This is a genomic window from Nocardia sp. SYP-A9097 (assembly GCF_009649815.1).
Lineage (GTDB): Bacteria > Actinomycetota > Actinomycetes > Mycobacteriales > Mycobacteriaceae > Nocardia.
On the sequence record NZ_WJIC01000005.1, the window covers coordinates 355,344 to 371,946 of the forward strand.

15 protein-coding genes are annotated in these 16,603 nt (G+C 66.8%); 12 read left to right on the forward strand and 3 right to left on the reverse strand.

The features are described 5' to 3' along the window. The first annotated feature begins 129 nt into the window (after positions 1 to 129). The 9 genes from pafA to GFY24_RS14135 all read left to right on the forward strand — a co-directional run bounded on the left by pafA (position 130) and on the right by GFY24_RS14135 (position 10,466). A complete protein-coding gene (gene pafA / locus GFY24_RS14095) occupies positions 130 to 1,488 on the forward strand; it encodes a Pup--protein ligase (RefSeq protein ID WP_309230835.1) in 1,359 nt (452 codons plus the stop codon). A gap of 300 nt (positions 1,489 to 1,788) precedes the next feature. Next, positions 1,789 to 2,781: a YafY family protein gene (locus GFY24_RS14100; RefSeq protein WP_309230836.1), complete on the forward strand. Its 993-nt coding sequence runs from the start codon at positions 1,789 to 1,791 to the stop codon at positions 2,779 to 2,781. A gap of 200 nt (positions 2,782 to 2,981) precedes the next feature. Beyond that, positions 2,982 to 3,950 (forward strand): YafY family protein, encoded by a 969-nt coding sequence (locus tag GFY24_RS14105; protein WP_153805564.1) that lies wholly within the window; start codon positions 2,982 to 2,984, stop codon positions 3,948 to 3,950. Between the two features lie 32 nt (positions 3,951 to 3,982). After that, a complete protein-coding gene (locus tag GFY24_RS14110; protein ID WP_153805565.1) occupies positions 3,983 to 4,993 on the forward strand; it encodes a 2-dehydropantoate 2-reductase in 1,011 nt (336 codons plus the stop codon). Between the two features lie 67 nt (positions 4,994 to 5,060). Beyond that, positions 5,061 to 5,330 carry a Sec-independent protein translocase subunit TatA gene (gene tatA, locus GFY24_RS14115; protein WP_153805457.1) on the forward strand — a complete coding sequence of 90 codons (270 nt, stop codon included), beginning with the start codon at positions 5,061 to 5,063 and terminating at the stop codon, positions 5,328 to 5,330. 94 nt (positions 5,331 to 5,424) lie between these two features. Beyond that, on the forward strand, positions 5,425 to 6,399 hold the full coding sequence (gene tatC, locus GFY24_RS14120; protein WP_153805458.1) for a twin-arginine translocase subunit TatC: 975 nt from the start codon (positions 5,425 to 5,427) through the stop codon (positions 6,397 to 6,399). Positions 6,400 to 6,401: 2 nt separating this feature from the next. After that, a complete protein-coding gene (locus tag GFY24_RS14125; RefSeq protein ID WP_309230837.1) occupies positions 6,402 to 9,098 on the forward strand; it encodes an RNA helicase in 2,697 nt (898 codons plus the stop codon). A 114-nt stretch (positions 9,099 to 9,212) separates the two neighbouring features. Beyond that, the gene (locus GFY24_RS14130; RefSeq protein WP_153805460.1) at positions 9,213 to 9,914 is read left to right on the forward strand and encodes a DUF4333 domain-containing protein; all 702 of its coding nucleotides are present in this window, start codon (positions 9,213 to 9,215) and stop codon (positions 9,912 to 9,914) included. A gap of 153 nt (positions 9,915 to 10,067) precedes the next feature. Continuing rightward, on the forward strand, positions 10,068 to 10,466 hold the full coding sequence (locus tag GFY24_RS14135) for a hypothetical protein (RefSeq protein WP_153805461.1): 399 nt from the start codon (positions 10,068 to 10,070) through the stop codon (positions 10,464 to 10,466). A 1-nt stretch (position 10,467) separates the two neighbouring features. Here GFY24_RS14135 and GFY24_RS14140 read toward each other — a convergent pair whose 3' ends face one another. After that, positions 10,468 to 11,436 carry a 5'-3' exonuclease gene (locus tag GFY24_RS14140; protein ID WP_153805462.1) on the reverse strand — a complete coding sequence of 323 codons (969 nt, stop codon included), beginning with the start codon at positions 11,434 to 11,436 and terminating at the stop codon, positions 10,468 to 10,470. A 349-nt stretch (positions 11,437 to 11,785) separates the two neighbouring features. On the opposite strand from GFY24_RS14140, the gene GFY24_RS14145 reads away from it, so the two are divergent. Beyond that, entirely contained in the window at positions 11,786 to 12,913 is a 1,128-nt protein-coding gene (locus tag GFY24_RS14145; RefSeq protein ID WP_153805463.1) for a Xaa-Pro peptidase family protein, read from the forward strand. An 86-nt stretch (positions 12,914 to 12,999) separates the two neighbouring features. Here GFY24_RS14145 and GFY24_RS14150 read toward each other — a convergent pair whose 3' ends face one another. Next, positions 13,000 to 13,425, reverse strand: coding sequence for a PPOX class F420-dependent oxidoreductase (locus tag GFY24_RS14150; RefSeq protein WP_153805464.1), 426 nt, complete (start codon positions 13,423 to 13,425; stop codon positions 13,000 to 13,002). Positions 13,426 to 13,526: 101 nt separating this feature from the next. On the opposite strand from GFY24_RS14150, the gene GFY24_RS14155 reads away from it, so the two are divergent. Next, positions 13,527 to 14,288 carry an SDR family NAD(P)-dependent oxidoreductase gene (locus GFY24_RS14155; protein WP_153805465.1) on the forward strand — a complete coding sequence of 254 codons (762 nt, stop codon included), beginning with the start codon at positions 13,527 to 13,529 and terminating at the stop codon, positions 14,286 to 14,288. Continuing rightward, a complete protein-coding gene (gene cbiE / locus GFY24_RS14160) occupies positions 14,285 to 15,493 on the forward strand; it encodes a precorrin-6y C5,15-methyltransferase (decarboxylating) subunit CbiE (RefSeq protein ID WP_153805466.1) in 1,209 nt (402 codons plus the stop codon). The genes GFY24_RS14155 and cbiE overlap by 4 nt, the downstream gene beginning before the upstream one ends. 3 nt (positions 15,494 to 15,496) lie before the next feature. Here cbiE and GFY24_RS14165 read toward each other — a convergent pair whose 3' ends face one another. Next, the gene (locus GFY24_RS14165; protein ID WP_153805566.1) at positions 15,497 to 16,573 is read right to left on the reverse strand and encodes an alpha/beta fold hydrolase; all 1,077 of its coding nucleotides are present in this window, start codon (positions 16,571 to 16,573) and stop codon (positions 15,497 to 15,499) included. Positions 16,574 to 16,603 lie beyond the last annotated feature (30 nt).

Genomic DNA, 16,603 nt, shown 5'->3' on the forward strand with positions numbered 1-16,603 from the left:
GGGGACTTGGCTTTTCGCCGCCTACGGCGGGTGCTGCGTTGCACTCCGTGCTAAATCGTTGTGAATACGTTTGCATCAGGTCTGCCACACCGCCCTTATCGGGCACTACATCGCTGTAATGTCGATAGGGTGCAGCGACGAATCATGGGGATCGAAACCGAATTCGGGGTGACGTGCACCTTTCACGGTCACCGTCGGTTGAGTCCTGACGAGGTGGCCCGGTATCTCTTCCGCCGGGTAGTTTCCTGGGGCCGTAGTTCCAACGTGTTCCTCCGTAATGGCGCCCGGCTCTACCTCGATGTCGGTTCCCATCCGGAGTACGCGACGGCCGAGTGCGACAGCCTGGTGCAGCTGGTCACTCATGACCGCGCCGGTGAACGGGTCCTGGAGGATCTGCTCATCGACGCCGAACAGCGTCTCGCCGAGGAGGGTATCGGCGGCGACATCTACCTGTTCAAGAACAACACCGACTCCGCGGGCAACTCCTACGGGTGTCACGAGAACTTCCTCGTGGTGCGCGCCGGAGAATTCTCGCGGATCTCCGATGTGCTGCTGCCGTTCCTGGTCACCCGCCAGTTGATCTGCGGTGCGGGCAAAGTGTTGCAGACGCCCAAGGCCGCGACGTTCTGCCTGTCGCAGCGCGCGGAACACATCTGGGAGGGTGTCTCCTCGGCGACCACGAGGTCCCGGCCCATCATCAATACCCGTGATGAGCCGCATGCCGATGCCGAGAAGTACCGCCGCCTGCATGTGATCGTCGGCGACTCGAATATGGCCGAACCGAGCACCATGCTCAAGGTGGGCACCGCTTCGCTGGTGCTGGAGATGATCGAGGCGGGCGTGGCCTTCCGAGACTTCGCCCTGGACAACCCGATTCGGGCTATTCGCGAGGTATCGCACGATCTCACCGGCAAGCGTCCGGTGCGGTTGGCCGGTGGCCGGCAGGCCAGCGCCCTCGAGATTCAGCGCGAGTACTACGCCCGTGCCGTCGAGCACCTGCGCAATCGCGACCGCGACCCGCAGGTCGATGCGGTCGTCGACCTCTGGGGCCGCACCCTCGACGCCGTCGAGGCGCAGGATTTCGCCAAGGTCGATACCGAGATCGACTGGGTCATCAAGCGGAAGCTGTTCCAGCGCTACCAGGATCGCTACAGCATGGAGCTGTCCGATCCCAAGATCGCGCAACTGGATCTGGCCTATCACGACATCAAGCGCGGCCGCGGCGTCTTCGACCTGCTGCAGCGCAAGGGTCTGGCCAAGCGCATCACCGAGGACGACGCGGTCGACGCGGCGGTCACCACTCCGCCGCAGACCACCCGCGCCAAACTGCGTGGCGATTTCATCACCGCCGCACAGGAAGCCGGTCGTGACTTCACGGTCGACTGGGTGCACCTCAAGTTGAACGACCAAGCCCAGCGGACGGTTCTGTGCAAGGACCCGTTCCGCTCGGTCGACGAGCGAGTCGACAGGCTGATCGCGTCGATGTGATCGTCCAGGCCCAGTGCACGGTCCTGTGCAAGCGGTGCCGATGCCGCTCGGTCGACGAGCGAGTCGACAGGCTGATCGCGTCGATGTGATCGTCCAGGCCCAGTGCACGGTCCTGTGCAAGCGGTGCCGATGCCGCTCGGTCGACGAGCGAGTCGACAGGCTCATCGCCTCGATGTAGTCCGCAAGTAGAGGGACGGGCCGTAGACCTTCGTGGTCCGCGGCCCGTTTCGTCGCGGTCCCTCGGACGCGCATGGCCGGGTCGTTCCACACGGCGTGGGCGCGCACACTACTCTCTAACGGGTGGCGATATCCAAGGTCGAGCGGTTGATGAATCTGGTTATCGCGCTGCTGTCCACCCGCCAATTCCTGACCGCCGAGCGGATTCGGGACTCGGTCGCGGGTTACGAGGAGTCGGCGAGCGACGAGGCCTTCAGCCGAATGTTCGAGCGCGACAAGAACGAGCTGCGCGATCTGGGCATTCCCCTCGAAATCGGTCCGATCAGCCGGTACTCGGGCGCTGAGGGCTACCGCATCAATCGGGATGCCTACGAGCTACCCGATATCGATCTGACCAGCGCCGAAAGCGCCGCCGTCGCGGTCGCCGTACAGCTGTGGGAGTCGCCCGAACTGGCCGCTGCGGCCGAGGGCGGGCTGCTCAAGCTGCGCGCGGCGGGCATTCACGTCGAACCGGATCCGGGGGTGGCCTCGGTGCCCGCGGTTCCGGCGCGTACCCGCGGTTCGGAACCGGTACTCGGCAAACTGCTGGCCGCCATCGATGCGGGCCGTTCGGTGAAGTTCATGCACCGGCAATCGCATGGCGACCCGATCGAGCGGGATGTGCAGCCCTGGGGTGTGGTCACCCATCACGGCCGCTGGTATCTCGTCGGCTACGACAATGTGCGCAATGCGCAACGCACCTTCCGTGTGTCGCGGATCGGCGAGGCGGTCACCGAATACGGTCCCGCGAACGCGGTGCACAAACCCGAGGATGTGGACCTGCGCGCGCTCGTCGCCGAGGTCACCGGTCAGGCCCCGATCGCGGGCTCGGCGACGGTGTGGGTGGCCGATGGCCGCGGTCAGGAGATCCGCCGGCTCGGCGCGACCATGGAGGAGCGCGAACTCGGCGGCCGTAAGGGTTCGATTGTGGAGGTGCCGATCCGCTCCCGCGACTGGCTGGCCCGGCTCATCACCGGTCTCGGCGCCGATGCCCTGGTCCTCGCGCCGGAAGAACTGCGCGAGAACGTGATTGCCCGGCTCAAGTCGGTACTGGAACGGACGGAGGTCTCGGCATGAGCGACGGAGCAGACGGCGCGCGCGATACGGCAGGCAATGCCAATGACAGATCCGGTAGCGCGCGAACGGCTTCCGGCGCGGCACGCAAAGTTGCAGTGAGTGCCAATGACGGCGCCCGCGTCTCCACCGGCGCCCGCGACCGCCGCGCCAATGCCGCTGCCAGCAGCCGGCTTTCGGTGCGCCTGTCCCGGCTGCTGAATATGGTCCCGTACTTCCAGGCGAACCCGGGCATCGGCGCCGCCGAGGCCGCGGCGGAGCTCGGCGTCACCACCAAACAGCTCATGAGCGATCTGAATCAGCTCTGGATGTGCGGACTTCCGGGTTACGGCCCGGGTGATCTCATCGACCTGTCGTTCTCCGAGGAGAGCATCGAGGTCACCTTCTCCGCCGGTATCGACCGCCCGCTGCGGCTGACCTCCCTCGAGGCGACCGCCCTGCTGGTGGCGCTGCGTTCCATCGCGGACCTGCCCGGCATGGTCGATCCCAGCGCCGCGCATTCGGCCATCGCCAAGATCGAATCCGCCATCTCCGGAAGGGAATTCGAGGCCCGCTCGGTGCCCGCTCCGGTGGAGGCCCCCTCGGTGGCCACGGTCCGCTCCGCGCTCGCCAACGCTCATGCCCTGCGCATGGTCTACTACTCGGCCAGCCGCGATGTGGTCTCTGAACGAACCGTCGACCCGATTCGTATTGTCTTGGTGGACAACAACAGCTATCTGCAGGCCTGGTGCCGGGAGGCCGAGGGCGTCCGATTGTTCCGCCTCGACCGCATCGAGGTGGCCACCGAACTCGGCGAACCGGCCCGGCCGCCCGCCGAGGCCGCCGCCGACGAGACCTCGGCCCTGGACCTTTTCGTCGACGATCCGGCGGTTCCGTTGGCGCGCCTGCTGATTCACGCCGACTACCTGTGGGTCCTGGACCAGTACCCGATGCATCGGGTCGCGGCACACCCCGATGGCAATATCGAGGCCACCATGCGCTTCGCCACCCTGGACTGGATGGCCCGCCTGCTGCTCGGTTTCGGTTCCGGTGTCACCGTCCTCGGCCCGCCCGAGTTGGTGACAGCGGTGCGCGAGCGCTCCGGCACCGCCCTGGCCGCGTATTCGGCACTGGCCCAGGATAATTCGACCGAGTTCCACCTGACCGGGTTAGAGGAGGTCGGTCCCGCTTGACCGTCCCGAAAACCACCCCGGCCCCGCGCGTCATGGTGCTGGGCGCGGGCAGTATCGGCATCTTCGTCGGCGGCGAACTCGCCGCCGCGGGCGCGGATGTCACCTTCATCGGGCGGCCGCGCCTGCTCGACGAGATCGAGACCTCCGGAATCCGGCTCACCGATCTGGACGGCCGGGACGAGCGCGTAGAGCCGGATACCTTCCGCACCGCCACCGATCCGGCCGAGGCATCCGATGCCGATCTGGTGCTCATCACGGTGAAATCCGCCGATACCGAGAAGGCCGCGCGTGAGCTGTCCGGCCTGGTCAAGCCCGGTACGGTGGTGATCAGCCTGCAGAACGGCATCGGCAATGACGCCGTCATCCGCGATGTGCTGCCCGGCTGCGTGGTCCTGGCCGGCATGGTCATGTTCAATGTCGTGCACCGCGAGAACGGCCGCTTTCACCGCGGCACCGCGGGCGGGGTCGCCATTGCCGATGATGCTGTGCTGAACCGTTTCGCGCCCGTTCTGCACAAATCCGGTCTCGGTGTGAAGCGGTATGCGGATCTGCTGCCCGTGCAGTGGGCCAAACTGCTGCTGAATCTGAACAATCCCATCAACGCGCTGTCCGGCCGGCCACTGCGCGAGGAGTTGGGCACCCGGGACTATCGCCGCTGTCTGGCGCTGACCCAGCAGGAGGCGCTGGCGGCGATGGCCCGCGCGCGTATCCGACCTGCCCGACTCACCCCGCTGCCGCCCGAGGTCATGGCACGCCTGCTGACCGTCCCGGATGGCATGTTCCAGCGGGTTGCCGGGCGCGTGCTGGCCATCGATCCGATGGCGCGCTCCTCCATGGCCGACGATCTGGCGGCGGGTCGCAAAACCGAAATCGCTTGGCTCTGTGGTGAAATCGTGAGCCTTGGAGCCATGGTCGGCTTGCCCACACCGGTCAATGCGCGCCTTATCGAGTTGATAACGGCCGCGGAGAACGGTGACCGACGCACCTGGTCCGGGCCGGAGTTGCTGGCGGAACTGGCCGCCGTGGCCGACTCGGAGTCTTGACGAAAAACCCGGGCGTATGCATGTCCGGTAGCATCTGAAACACCACAGTCTTTGGAGGTTGGAAATTATGGGCAGCATCAGCCCGTGGCATTTGCTGATCGTCGCACTGGTCTTCCTGCTGTTCTTCGGTTCGAAGCGGATGCCCGACGCGGCCCGCAGCCTGGGCCGCTCCATGCGGATCTTCAAGAGCGAAGTCAGCCAGATGCAGACCGAGGCCAACAAGCCAGGCGAGACCGCCCCCGAGGCGGCCGCCCCGCAGCAGCTCCCCGCCGCGCAGCCGGTAGTTCAGCAGCCTGCCGCCGCGCAGCCCGTGAACGTCGAGAAGCCCCAGGTCTGACACCAACCGACACCGGGGTTGAGCCGACGCTCACCCCGGGTCAAGCGTTGTCCAGGTTCGGGGCGTTCACTCGCAGCGAGGCAGTCACACACACATGCGCATTCCGTTCGATCCGCGCCGCAGTAAGCGCCGGACCAATCCCGAGGGCACCATGTCCCTCGTCGAGCATCTGGCGGAACTCCGCTATCGCCTGCTCGTCGCGCTGGCGGCCATTTCGGTCACCACGCTGCTCGGGTTCTTCTGGTACTCGCATTCGTTCCTCGGTATCGAGAGCCTCGGCGATGTCCTGACCGGCCCGTACTGTGAACTTCCCGCCTCCTCGCGCGCCAATCTGAGCCCGGATGGCGCCTGCCGGCTGTTGGCGACCGCGCCGTTCGAACAGTTCATGCTGCGCCTGCAGGTCGGCGCGACCGCGGGTGTGGTCATGGCCAGCCCGATCTGGCTGTATCAGCTGTGGGCGTTCGTCACGCCTGGTCTGTACTCGAAGGAACGCAAGTACGCGGTCTCCTTCGTCACCGCGGGTGCGACCCTGTTCATCGCCGGCGCGGTGCTGGCGTACTGGATTGTGGCGCATGCGTTGAGCTTCCTGCTCACCATCGGCAACAACACCCAGATCACCGCGTTGAGCGGTTCGCTGTACTTCGGGTTCATCATCAAACTGCTGATCATCTTCGGCGTGAGCTTCGAAACACCGCTGCTGATCGTGGGATTGAACTTCCTGGGCGTGCTCACCTATGAGCGGCTCACCAAGTGGCGGCGCGGGTTGATCTTCGGCCTGTTCGTCTTCGCGGCCATCGTGACCCCGCAGGATCCGTTCTCCATGCTGGCGCTGGCGCTCGCGCTGACCGTGCTGTTCGAGATCGCGGTGCAAATCGCGCGCATCAACGACCGGCGCAAGGCCCGCAATGCCGAGAGCTGGGACAACCTCTCCGATGACGAAGCCTCACCCCTGTCCGACAGCGGCGACGGCATCGGCGATGTGACCCCGGTCGAGACTCCCGAACCGGTCCCCGCGGCCGCGCTGGAGAAAACAACGCGAAGCGTGTCGGATTACTCCGATACCCTCTGACGGTGACATCAAGGTCGCTTACTGGCGAACTGGCGGCATTCGCCGAAGAGCTGAAATTCGAGCTGGACCCGTTCCAGCGGCAGTCGTGTGAGGCGCTCGAGGGCGGGCACAGTGTGCTCGTCTGCGCGCCCACCGGCGCGGGCAAGACCGTGGTCGGTGAATTCGCGGTCCACCTCGCGCTGGCCTCGGGCGGCAAATGCTTCTATACGACACCCATCAAGGCGCTGTCGAACCAGAAGTTCGCCGACCTCACCGCGCGCTACGGCAGGGAATCGGTGGGTCTGCTCACCGGTGACCAGTCCATCAATCCGCACGCCCCCGTCGTGGTCATGACCACCGAGGTGCTGCGCAATATGCTCTATGCGAGTTCTGATGCGCTGCGAGGGCTCTCGTATGTGGTGATGGACGAGGTGCATTACCTGGCCGACCGGTTCCGCGGTGCGGTGTGGGAAGAGGTCATTCTGCACCTTTCGCCCGAGGTGCGCCTGGCGTGCCTGTCCGCCACGGTCAGCAATGCCGAGGAGTTCGGCGGGTGGATGGGGACCGTGCGCGGTGATACCGCCGTCGTCGTGGATGAGACGCGCCCGGTGCCGCTGTGGCAGCACGTCATGGTGGGCCGGCGCATGTTCGACCTCTTCGACACCAAGTCCAGTGATCAGAAGATTCTGGTCGACGAGGACCTCGTTCGGTTCATCAAACAGCGCGAAGCCGCTGACCGGATGGACAATTTCGGTGTGCCCGGCGGGCGCGGGCGCGGCGGACCGCGCCGGTTCTTCCGGCCCGTACCGCGGCCCGATGTCATCGCCAAACTCGATGACGAGGGGCTGCTGCCCGCCATCACGTTCATCTTCAGCCGCGCGGGATGCGATGGGGCGCTTGCCCAATGCGTGCGCTCGCGGCTCGATCTCGCCCGTGAGGAGGATCGCGCGGAGGTCGACGCGATTATAGAGAAGCACACCGGCGATCTGCCGCGCGGCGATCTCGAGGTGCTTGGGTACTGGGAGTGGCGCGAAGGACTGCATCGCGGGTTCGCGGCGCATCACGCGGGCATGCTGCCCGCCTTCCGGCACACCGTCGAGGAGCTGTTCGTGCGCGGCCTGGTGCGGGCCGTATTCGCCACGGAGACACTGGCTCTGGGCATCAATATGCCCGCGCGCACGGTCGTGCTCGAACGCCTGATGAAGTTCAATGGCGAGACCCACGCGGAGTTGACGCCGGGGGAGTACACCCAGCTCACCGGTCGTGCCGGGCGGCGCGGTATCGATGTCGAGGGCCACGCGGTGGTCATGTGGCATCCGGATGTGGATACCAGTGCGGTGGCCGGATTGGCTTCCACGCGAACCTATCCGCTCAAGAGTTCGTTCCGGCCCGGCTACAACATGTCCATCAATCTGGTGGATCGGATGGGCGCGGAGAGTTCGCGGGCACTGCTCGAACGATCCTTCGCGCAGTTCCAGGCCGACCGGTCGGTCGTGGGGTTGGTGCGCGGCATCGACAAGAACGACTCCCAGATGCGCAAACTGCGCTCACAGCTCGGCGATGACGATTTCCTCGAGTACATCGAACTGCGCGACCGCATTCGGTCCCGGGAGCGTCAGATCGAGAATCAGGGCCGCACCGATCGGCGCACGGCCGCGGCCTCGGCACTGGCGGGGCTGCGGCGCGGTGATGTGGTCGCGATTCCGGCCGGGCGTCGCCAGGGACTCGCGGTGATTCTGGAACCCGATGCGACACCGGGTGATCCGCGCCCACTGGTGCTCACCGAGGACAAATGGGCCGGCCGGGTCTCGGCCGCCGACTTCCCCACCCCCGCACAATCATTGGGCCACCTGCGCCTGCCCCGGCATGTGGATCACCGCACCGCGCGAGTACGCCGCGATCTCGCATCGGCACTGCGCAGTACCGGCATCGTGGTGCCCGGGCGCGGTCGCACTGGTAAGAAGTCCCGGGCCGCCGACGATCACGAATTGCAGGCGCTGCGCCGGGCACTGCGCAACCATCCGGCACACTCGCGGCCGGATCGGGAACAGTTGGCGCGCATAGGCGAACGCTACAACCGCATCGCGCGGGAGAACGAGTCCATGCGCCAGCAGGTGGCGGCCACCACCAACTCGCTGGCCCGCACCTTCGACCGGATTCTGGCGCTGCTCGCCGAACGCGGGTACGTCGAGGACGGTGAGGTCACCGCCGACGGCCGGCGACTCGCCCGCATCTACGCCGAGGCCGATCTGGTGGTCGCCGAATGTTTGCGGCAGGGTCTGTGGCGCGGCCTCGGTCCGGCCGAATTGGCGGCCGTGGTATCGATCCTGGTCTTCGAATCCCGCCAGGAGGGTGGATATCTCGGCGCTTCGGGCCCGACCGCGCCGATTCGCCGGGCCGTGGATGCCACCATCGCGGTGTGGTCGCAACTGCGGACCGACGAGGCCCGGCATCGGCTCTCGCCCACCCGCGAACCCGATCTCGGTTTCGTCACCGGTATCCACTCCTGGGCGCGCGGTGACGATCTCGCTGATGCGCTGCTCACCAGTGGCGATCGCGGAAACCCGCTCTCCGCGGGCGATTTCGTGCGCTGGTGCCGTCAGGTCATCGACATGCTGGACCAGATTCACAACACCGCCGACGATGTGGAGGTCGCGGCCACAGCATCCAAGGCGGTCAAGGCTATTCGGCGGGGTGTCGTCGCAGTGGACGCCGCGTAGCGAATCGGTCTGTGCTTTGATTCTTCAAGACGTACCGACCGCGGTGGGTTCACGAGCGTGTTCCCGCTCGGGGGGCTAGCGTGTGTACATCGGATTGCGAGTGGAGGCAAGCAAATGAGCGGCCCGTACGGACCGAACGACGCCCCAGGCACTGGGGAGGGACGCAACGATCCGACGCAGCAGTGGGGCGGTCAGCCGCCGCAGCCCGGCGCCGGACCGACTCAGAACTGGGGTGGGCAGCAGCCGGCGCAGCCGACCACGAATTGGGGTGACCAGCAGCAGCCGTGGGCGCAGAGTCAGCCGCAGCAGCCGCAGCCCGGTCAACCGTGGGGACAGAGTCAGCCGCAGTGGCCGCAGCAGGGTCAGCCCGCCACCGGCGGGCAGGAGTGGGGTCAGCAGCCGCAGCCCGGGCAGCAGGCGTGGGCGGGGAGTCAGCCGCAGTGGCCGCAGCAGGGTCAGCCGGGTCAGCCCGGTGGTCAGCAGTGGCCACAGCCGCAGGCCCCGAAGAAGAAGACCGGCCTGATCATCGGCATTGTGGCGGCGGTCGTGGTCGTGCTCGGTGCGGTCATCGGCGGTGTCGTGGTGCTGACCGCCAAGGATCAGCTCGACAACAAGGCCGTTGCCACCGGTGTGCAGAAGGTGCTCAAGGATTCCTACGGCATCGAGGATGTCCAGGATGTGAGCTGCCCGTCCGGCCAGAAGGTCGAGGTGGACAAGACTTTCGACTGCACCCTCAAGGTGGGTGGTGAAGCCAAGAAGGTCACCATCAAGGTCACCAAGGATGACGGCACTTACGAGGTCGGTCGTCCCAGCTGATCGACTGAAAAGTTGATCTCCTGAAACACTGTGCGAGCCCGGAGCGATCAAGTAATCGCCCCGGGTTTCGTCGTCTCCGAGGGTGATGCCGCCGGTTTGCCCGGAGTACAGTGGCCGGAAAATCTTGAAGTAGATAGGAGTTGGGGGGTGCTGATGAATATCGCTATCCGAAAAGCTGGTTGGAGCGTCACCGCCATCGCCGCGCTGGCCGCGGCCTTCGCCCCGTCGGTCGTGGTGCACGCCGCGGGACCCGATCCGGTCGTCTACGACTGCACCCGGACCGCGGACAAGGCTGTGCAGCGTCCGTCGAATATGCTGCTGGCCTGCGGCGACGGCGGTCTCTGGGTGAAGGACATCACCTGGACCAGCTGGGGTCCCGATACCGCCGAGGGCGAGGGCACCCAATCGCGCCGGGTCTGCGTTCCCAATTGTGCCGCCGGTGGGGTCGCCACCGCGCCGACGCACATTACGCTCCGCGATATCGAGGACAATCGATTCCGGCAGGCCCTGATCTCGGACCTGAATGGCAAGCCGGAGACCTGGCCGCTCTGAATCAGCGTTTGGCCATGGCGGTGAGCAGCCGCTTGACCGGGCTCTCGGCGTTGTAGGCGACAGCCAGCTCCGCGAGCCGGTTCGAATTCTCGGGCTCGCCGGGGAGTAGGTCGGGGCGCGAGAACTCGACCGTGGCGTCTTGCACAACCCGCACGACGGGACCGGCCACCTTCAAATAGTCTTCCGCGGCAATGAGTTTGGCGCGCACACCCTTGGCGAGATCCGAGGCCGGATCGGTGGCGGCGGCACGCAGCGCGTCCAGGGATCCGAATTTGGTGATGAGCTGGGCGGCGGATTTATCGCCGATACCCGCGACGCCGGGCAGACCATCGGAGGCGTCGCCGCGCAGGGCCGCCATATCGGCGTAGGCCGGGCCCGCATTCTCCAGTGGCACACCGTATTTCGTGGATACCTCGGCGGGGCCCCAGAGTTCGGCCTTGGCCAGGCCGCGGCCAACGTAGAACACCCGCACCGGCGGGACGGGAGTGTCGCGCACCAATTGCAGTAGATCGCGGTCGCCACTGACCACGATCACCTCGCTGTCGCGCTCGCGAGTGGCGAGGGTGCCGATCACATCGTCGGCTTCCAGGCCCTCCGCGCCAGCCGTCGCGATGCCCGCCGCTTCCAGGACTTCCATGATCATGTCGACCTGTGGGGTCAGCGTGTCCGGAACCTCTTCCGCCACAGCGTTTATCGCCTCGGCGGGCTGCTCCTCGGCGACCCGGTGCGCCTTGTACGAGGGAATCAGATCGACCCGGAACTTGGGCCGCCAATCCAGGTCCAGGCACACCACCAGGCGGCTCGGGGAGTGCTGCTTGGTGAGCGCCGCGACCATATCGGTGAACCCGCGCACCGCATTGACCGGCCGCCCGTCGGGTGCGGTGATCTTCTCGGGAATCGCGTAGAAGGCGCGGAACCAGAGACTGGCGCCGTCGAGCAGCAGCAGGGGACCGGTGGCGGGTTCGCTCATGCGCCAGACGCTACCGCGCGAGGGTGACATGGTGCCGCGACATCCCACGGCGTGCCCGGTTGGAGAGCGCCCGCACCGGTGCGGGCGCCCGGGAGCTGGAGAGTTCGTGGTGGGCGCGCTCGCTCGGCCAGGGCGTCGACCACGACATCGGTGAGCGCGGCGTCGGCGGCGAGCTTGCGGCTCAACAGTTCGCGACCGGGGCGGGCGGCGACCCTGACCCGGCGCCTCGGATCACCGCGGGCCGAAATCCGTGCCGCTCCTTGGTGATCCGAGGTTGTATGGGAAGTCGCGCGGACACGTCGGGGTGATCGGTTCGAGGCGGCGGGGAGCGGCGGGTAACGTCGAGGCAATGAGCTCTCATGACGAGTCACGGTTCACAGCGGACGTCTACGGGGCGCGATTGGAGCGGGCGGCCGAATTGACCCGGGCTGCCCATCTGGACGCGCTGCTCATCACCCCCGGACCGGATCTGCAATATCTGATCGGTTCCCGGGCGCAGTCGTTCGAGCGGCTGACCTGCCTGGTGGTCCCGGCGTCCGGTGAGACGCCGTCGGTGGTGATCCCGAAGATGGAACTCGCCTCGCTCGGCGCGTCCGCGGTCGCGGAGCTGGGTTTGCAGGTGGTGGATTGGGTCGACGGCGTCGACCCGTACGCGCTGGTGAAGTCGATTCTCAATGCCGGTGCGCGCACCGCGGTCGATGACGCCATGCCCGCACTGCACCTGCTGCCCGTCGCCGATCGCTTCGGCACCTTCCCGGTGTCGGCGACGCCGGTGCTGCGGGAATTGCGAATGTCGAAGGACGCCAGCGAGATCGACGCGCTGCGGCGCGCGGGCGCGGCCATCGACCGGGTGCACGCCCGCATGGGCGAGTTCCTGCGCGCCGGGCGCACCGAGGCCGAGGTGGCGGCCGATATCACCGCGGCGATCATTGCCGAGGGGCATACCCGCGCCGCGTTCGTGATCGTCGGTAGTGGACCGCACGGCGCGGATCCGCATCACGAGGTCTCCGATCGGGTGATCGAGGACGGTGATGTGGTGGTCATCGATATCGGTGGTCCGGTGGAGCCGGGTTACTTCTCCGATTCGACCCGCACGTATGTGCTGGGTGAGCCGTCCGAGGAGGTGGCCGAGCAGTTCGCGGTGCTGGAGCGCGCGCAGGCCGCGTCCGTCGCCTCGGTGCGCCCCGGCGTGACCGCGCAGTCCGTTGACGCCGCCGCGCGCGATGTGCTCGTCGCGGCAGAACTGGGCGACTACTTCGTGCACCGCACCGGACATGGCATCGGGCTGTCCGTGCACGAGGAGCCGTACATCGTGTCGGGCAATGACCTGGTGCTCGAGGAGGGCATGGCCTTCAGCATCGAGCCGGGCATCTATTTTGTCGGCGAGTGGGGTGCGCGGATCGAGGACATCGTGGTGGTGACCGCGGACGGGTGTGAGTCGATGAACAAGCGGCCGCACGGGCTCACACGACTGTAGGTCGCTCTCCGCCAACGTGTTTCGCCGAGCTCCGCGCGGTATTCGGGGCTCGGCGACCGGGATTCATGCTGCTTCGATCGCCGGGCTCAGTGCTCGGCGGGGGCACCCGGCTTGAAGACGCTACTGGCCAGCACGCGTTGCACATTGATCGCGATCACGACGCGAGTCGGGTTCACCCGCGGCTGGCGATAGCGTCCGGCATACCTTTCCACCGCGTCCGCGACCGCATCGGCATCGTCCAGGACCGTGGCCGGACCCTCCAGGGTGAGCCAGCGCGGACCATCCACCTGGCTCACGGCCGCGTAACCGCCGCGTCGCACATTGCGGACCTTCACCGAGCCGTCATTGGTGATGATGCGTGCGATCCCGGCCTCCGGATCCCAGGTGAACCCCACCGCGACCACGTGCGGTGTGCCGTCGGCGCGCAGCGTGGTGAGGGTGGCGAGGTGACGTTCGGTCACGAATTCGGCGGCGGCGGGGGAGAGTTCGGGGCGCGTCGAGATGCTCGGCATAGGCACGACGCTAGCAATCGCGGACCGAACCTCGCTCGGCGCGTGCGGTTCGGCCACCTGGGCGCGCCGGGGCCGAACAGGTGAATGGCAGACTGTTTGCCATGGGATTTGGTTCGCGGGATGCCGATGCGGGCGTCGTATTGCTGCTGGGTGGGCGGAGTGAGATCGGGCTCGAGGTGGTGCGTCGGCTCGCGCCCGGGCGAGTGGTGGTGCTGGCGGCGCGGCGAGCCGATGACCTGGGGCCGCAGCGGGCAGAATTGCGCGCTTCGGGCGCCGCCGAGGTGCACGGTGTGGAGTTCGATGCCGATGATTTCGGGAGCCATCAGCCGCTGCTGGAGAAGGTGATCGGCGAGCACGGTCCGATCGGGGTGGCGGTACTGGCCTTCGGTGTACTGGGTGATCAGGCGCGCGCGGAACGCGATCCGGCGCATGCGGTCGCGGTGGTGCAGACCGACTATGTGGCGCAGGTCAGTGTGCTCACCAGTTTGTCGAACCTGTTGCGCGCCCAGGGGAATGGGCAGATCGTGGCGTTCAGCTCGATCGCGGGGGTGCGGGTGCGGCGCTCCAACTATGTGTACGGGTCGGCCAAGGCGGGCCTCGACGGTTTCGTCAATGGTTTACAGGATGCCTTGCACGGCACCGGAATTCATCTGCTGCTGGTTCGATCCGGCTTCGTTATCGGGCGGATGACGGCGGGTATGGATCCGGCGCCGCTCTCCAGTACGCCCGATCAGGTCGCCGATGCGGTGGTGTCCGCGCTCTACCGGCGCTCGCGCGTGGTGAATGTGCCGCGCACGATCAAGCTCATGTTCATTGCCATGCACTATGTGCCGCAATCGATCTGGCGGAGGATGCCGCGATGATCGTGGTCGCCGGTATCGGCGCGGACGGCTGGGACGGTCTCGGCGGTCCGGCCCGCCGTGCCATTGCCGACGCGCAGGTGCTGCTGGGTTCCCCCCGCCAGCTCGACTTGATTCCGGCCGCGGAGAGTACGGCCGAGCGGGTGGCGTGGCCGTCGCCCCTGGTGCCCGCCCTGCCCGGCCTGCTGAATCAGTATGCGGGCCGGAGGGTTTGCGTTCTCGCGAGCGGTGACCCGATGTTCTACGGCATCGGCGTGACCCTGACCCGGCTCGTGGGCGCGGAGGCCCTGCGGGTGCTGCCGCAACCCTCCTCGGCTTCGCTGGCGTGCGCCCGCCTCGGCTGGAACCTGGCCGAGACCCCGGTGGTGAGCGTGGTCGGTCGCCGTTTGGAGACGGTGCTCCCGGAATTGTCGGACGGCCGCCGCATTCTCGTCCTGAGTTCGGACGAGCGGACGCCCGGTCGGCTCGCGGAACTGCTGGTGCGCAATGCCTTCGGCGAATCGACGCTGACCGTGCTGGAGCAGCTCGGCGGCCCGGCGGAACTCCTCGCGACCGGTGTGGCCGCGAATTGGCAACGGTCACCGGGTGATCCGCTGAATATTGTCGCCATCGACTGCGTGGCGAACCCCTCGGCTCCTCGGCTGACTCGACTGCCCGGCCTGCCCGATGCGGTGTACGCCGGGGACGGTCAGCTCAGCAAATCCGAAATCCGCACTCTCACCGTGGCCGCGCTGGCTCCCGCCCCGGGCGAATTGCTCTGGGATGTCGGCGGCGGCTCGGGCACCATAGCCATCGAATGGTGCCGTACTCATCCCGGCTGCCGCGCCCTCACCTTCGAACGAGTCGAGACCCGCCGCAAACAGATCACCGAGAATGCCGCGGCGCTGGGCGTCCCGGGTATCGAAATCCATGGCCCGGCCCCGGAATCGTTTGCGGCACTGCCTGATCCGAATGCCATCTTCCTCGGCGGCGGCCTCACCCAGGACGGTATGTTCACGGCCTGCTGGCAACGCCTGCGCCCGGGTGGACGGCTGGTAGCCAATGCGGTGACGGCCGAATCCGAGGCTTTGCTGACCACCCTCTGTGCCGAATACGGTGGCACCCTGCGCCGATTCCAGATCTACCGCGCCGAACCGCTCGGCGGCTTCACCGCATGGCGTCCCCAGCTGCCGGTGACGCAGTGGGCGGTGGTGAAACCGGTCGCCTGAGGTTCAGCGGTGGGAGTCGTCGAACTGTGCGGCGTATTCGCGTTGATCGGCGAGAAAGCCTGGGGCGAAAAGGGATCGGGGTGCGAAGACGGCGGTCAGGAAGGCGCGGGGTCCGTCATTGTCGAGTTCGGTGCGCACCAGGCCGTGCGTGGCATTCGTGTACTCGGCAATGGTGAGTTGCTGCGGTTGGGGGAGCAGATCGCGATAACCGCGGGCGGTTTCGGCGACATCCACATGGCTGTCGTGGTCGCCCAGGGCCAGCAGCACCGGAATTCGTACCCTGGTCAAGGCTTCCGACGCGTCGGCGGTGTAGTTCCGGCCGACGAAATCCCAGCGGTCGGGTGGCATCGGGGTGTCGTCGATCGTGCTGAGATACCGCTCGTAGGTGGCGTTTTCCCGGAGCAGTTGGAGCACCGTGGCGCGGCGGCGCAGTGCGACCGCGACCTCCGCGTCGGAGGCGTGGTTTTCTCGGAGCTCGGCGCGCAGATCGAATTCGCCCTGCCGCAGCCAGTTCAGCGCGGGCGCTACCAGAATCAGGAAGCGTAGATCCGATCGTCGCGCGGCGACCTCGGGGATGACCCAGCCCGCTTGGCTCGCGCCCCACAGCCCGGTGCGCCGCGGGTCGAGATCGGTGCGCGTGCGGGACCAGTCGATCGCGGCTGCGGTCTCGGCGGCGCGGTCTGACATGCTTTGATGCAGCCAATTACCTTGTGCGCCATCGACTCCGGGCTTGTCCCAGGAGAGGGAGGCGTATCCGGCGCGGGCGAACGCCTCCCAGATCGGACGGTAGAACGTGTCGTGGGTGGCGTCGATCGGACCGTCGCCGTGTACGAAAACCACCAGTCCGAATGGACCGTGACCCGTGCGCGGGAGGGCGAGGAAGCCCTGTAACGGCTGGTCCGGGCCCGGGATTGTGACGTGCTGCTCTGTAATGGCGTAGTCGTTCTCGACCACCACCCACCCGGCGATAATGAGGATCGGAACGAGAATCGAGGCGAGGATGATCTTAGTTCGGCGGTGTTTGCGTTGTGTGGCTGCGGGTTTCGTGGCTATTGACGCGTTGGTGCGGTCATCGGGCATGGTTGTCCGTTCGGTGGCACCACGCGGCGC

Bases quoted from the DNA above. Each gene is read 5' to 3' on its own strand.
- GFY24_RS14110 (WP_153805565.1), top strand. From the start codon at position 3,983: ATGGTGCTGGGCGCGGGCAGTATCGGCATCTTCGTCGGCGGCGAACTC.
- tatC (WP_153805458.1), top strand. From the start codon at position 5,425: ATGCGCATTCCGTTCGATCCGCGCCGCAGTAAGCGCCGGACCAATCCC.
- cbiE (WP_153805466.1), top strand. From the start codon at position 14,285: ATGATCGTGGTCGCCGGTATCGGCGCGGACGGCTGGGACGGTCTCGGC.
- GFY24_RS14130 (WP_153805460.1), top strand. From the start codon at position 9,213: ATGAGCGGCCCGTACGGACCGAACGACGCCCCAGGCACTGGGGAGGGA.
- GFY24_RS14135 (WP_153805461.1), top strand. From the start codon at position 10,068: ATGAATATCGCTATCCGAAAAGCTGGTTGGAGCGTCACCGCCATCGCC.
- tatA (WP_153805457.1), top strand. From the start codon at position 5,061: ATGGGCAGCATCAGCCCGTGGCATTTGCTGATCGTCGCACTGGTCTTC.
- GFY24_RS14145 (WP_153805463.1), top strand. From the start codon at position 11,786: ATGAGCTCTCATGACGAGTCACGGTTCACAGCGGACGTCTACGGGGCG.
- GFY24_RS14155 (WP_153805465.1), top strand. From the start codon at position 13,527: ATGGGATTTGGTTCGCGGGATGCCGATGCGGGCGTCGTATTGCTGCTG.
- GFY24_RS14165 (WP_153805566.1), bottom strand. From the start codon at position 16,573: ATGCCCGATGACCGCACCAACGCGTCAATAGCCACGAAACCCGCAGCC.
- GFY24_RS14140 (WP_153805462.1), bottom strand. From the start codon at position 11,436: ATGAGCGAACCCGCCACCGGTCCCCTGCTGCTGCTCGACGGCGCCAGT.
- GFY24_RS14105 (WP_153805564.1), top strand. From the start codon at position 2,982: ATGGTCCCGTACTTCCAGGCGAACCCGGGCATCGGCGCCGCCGAGGCC.
- GFY24_RS14150 (WP_153805464.1), bottom strand. From the start codon at position 13,425: ATGCCGAGCATCTCGACGCGCCCCGAACTCTCCCCCGCCGCCGCCGAA.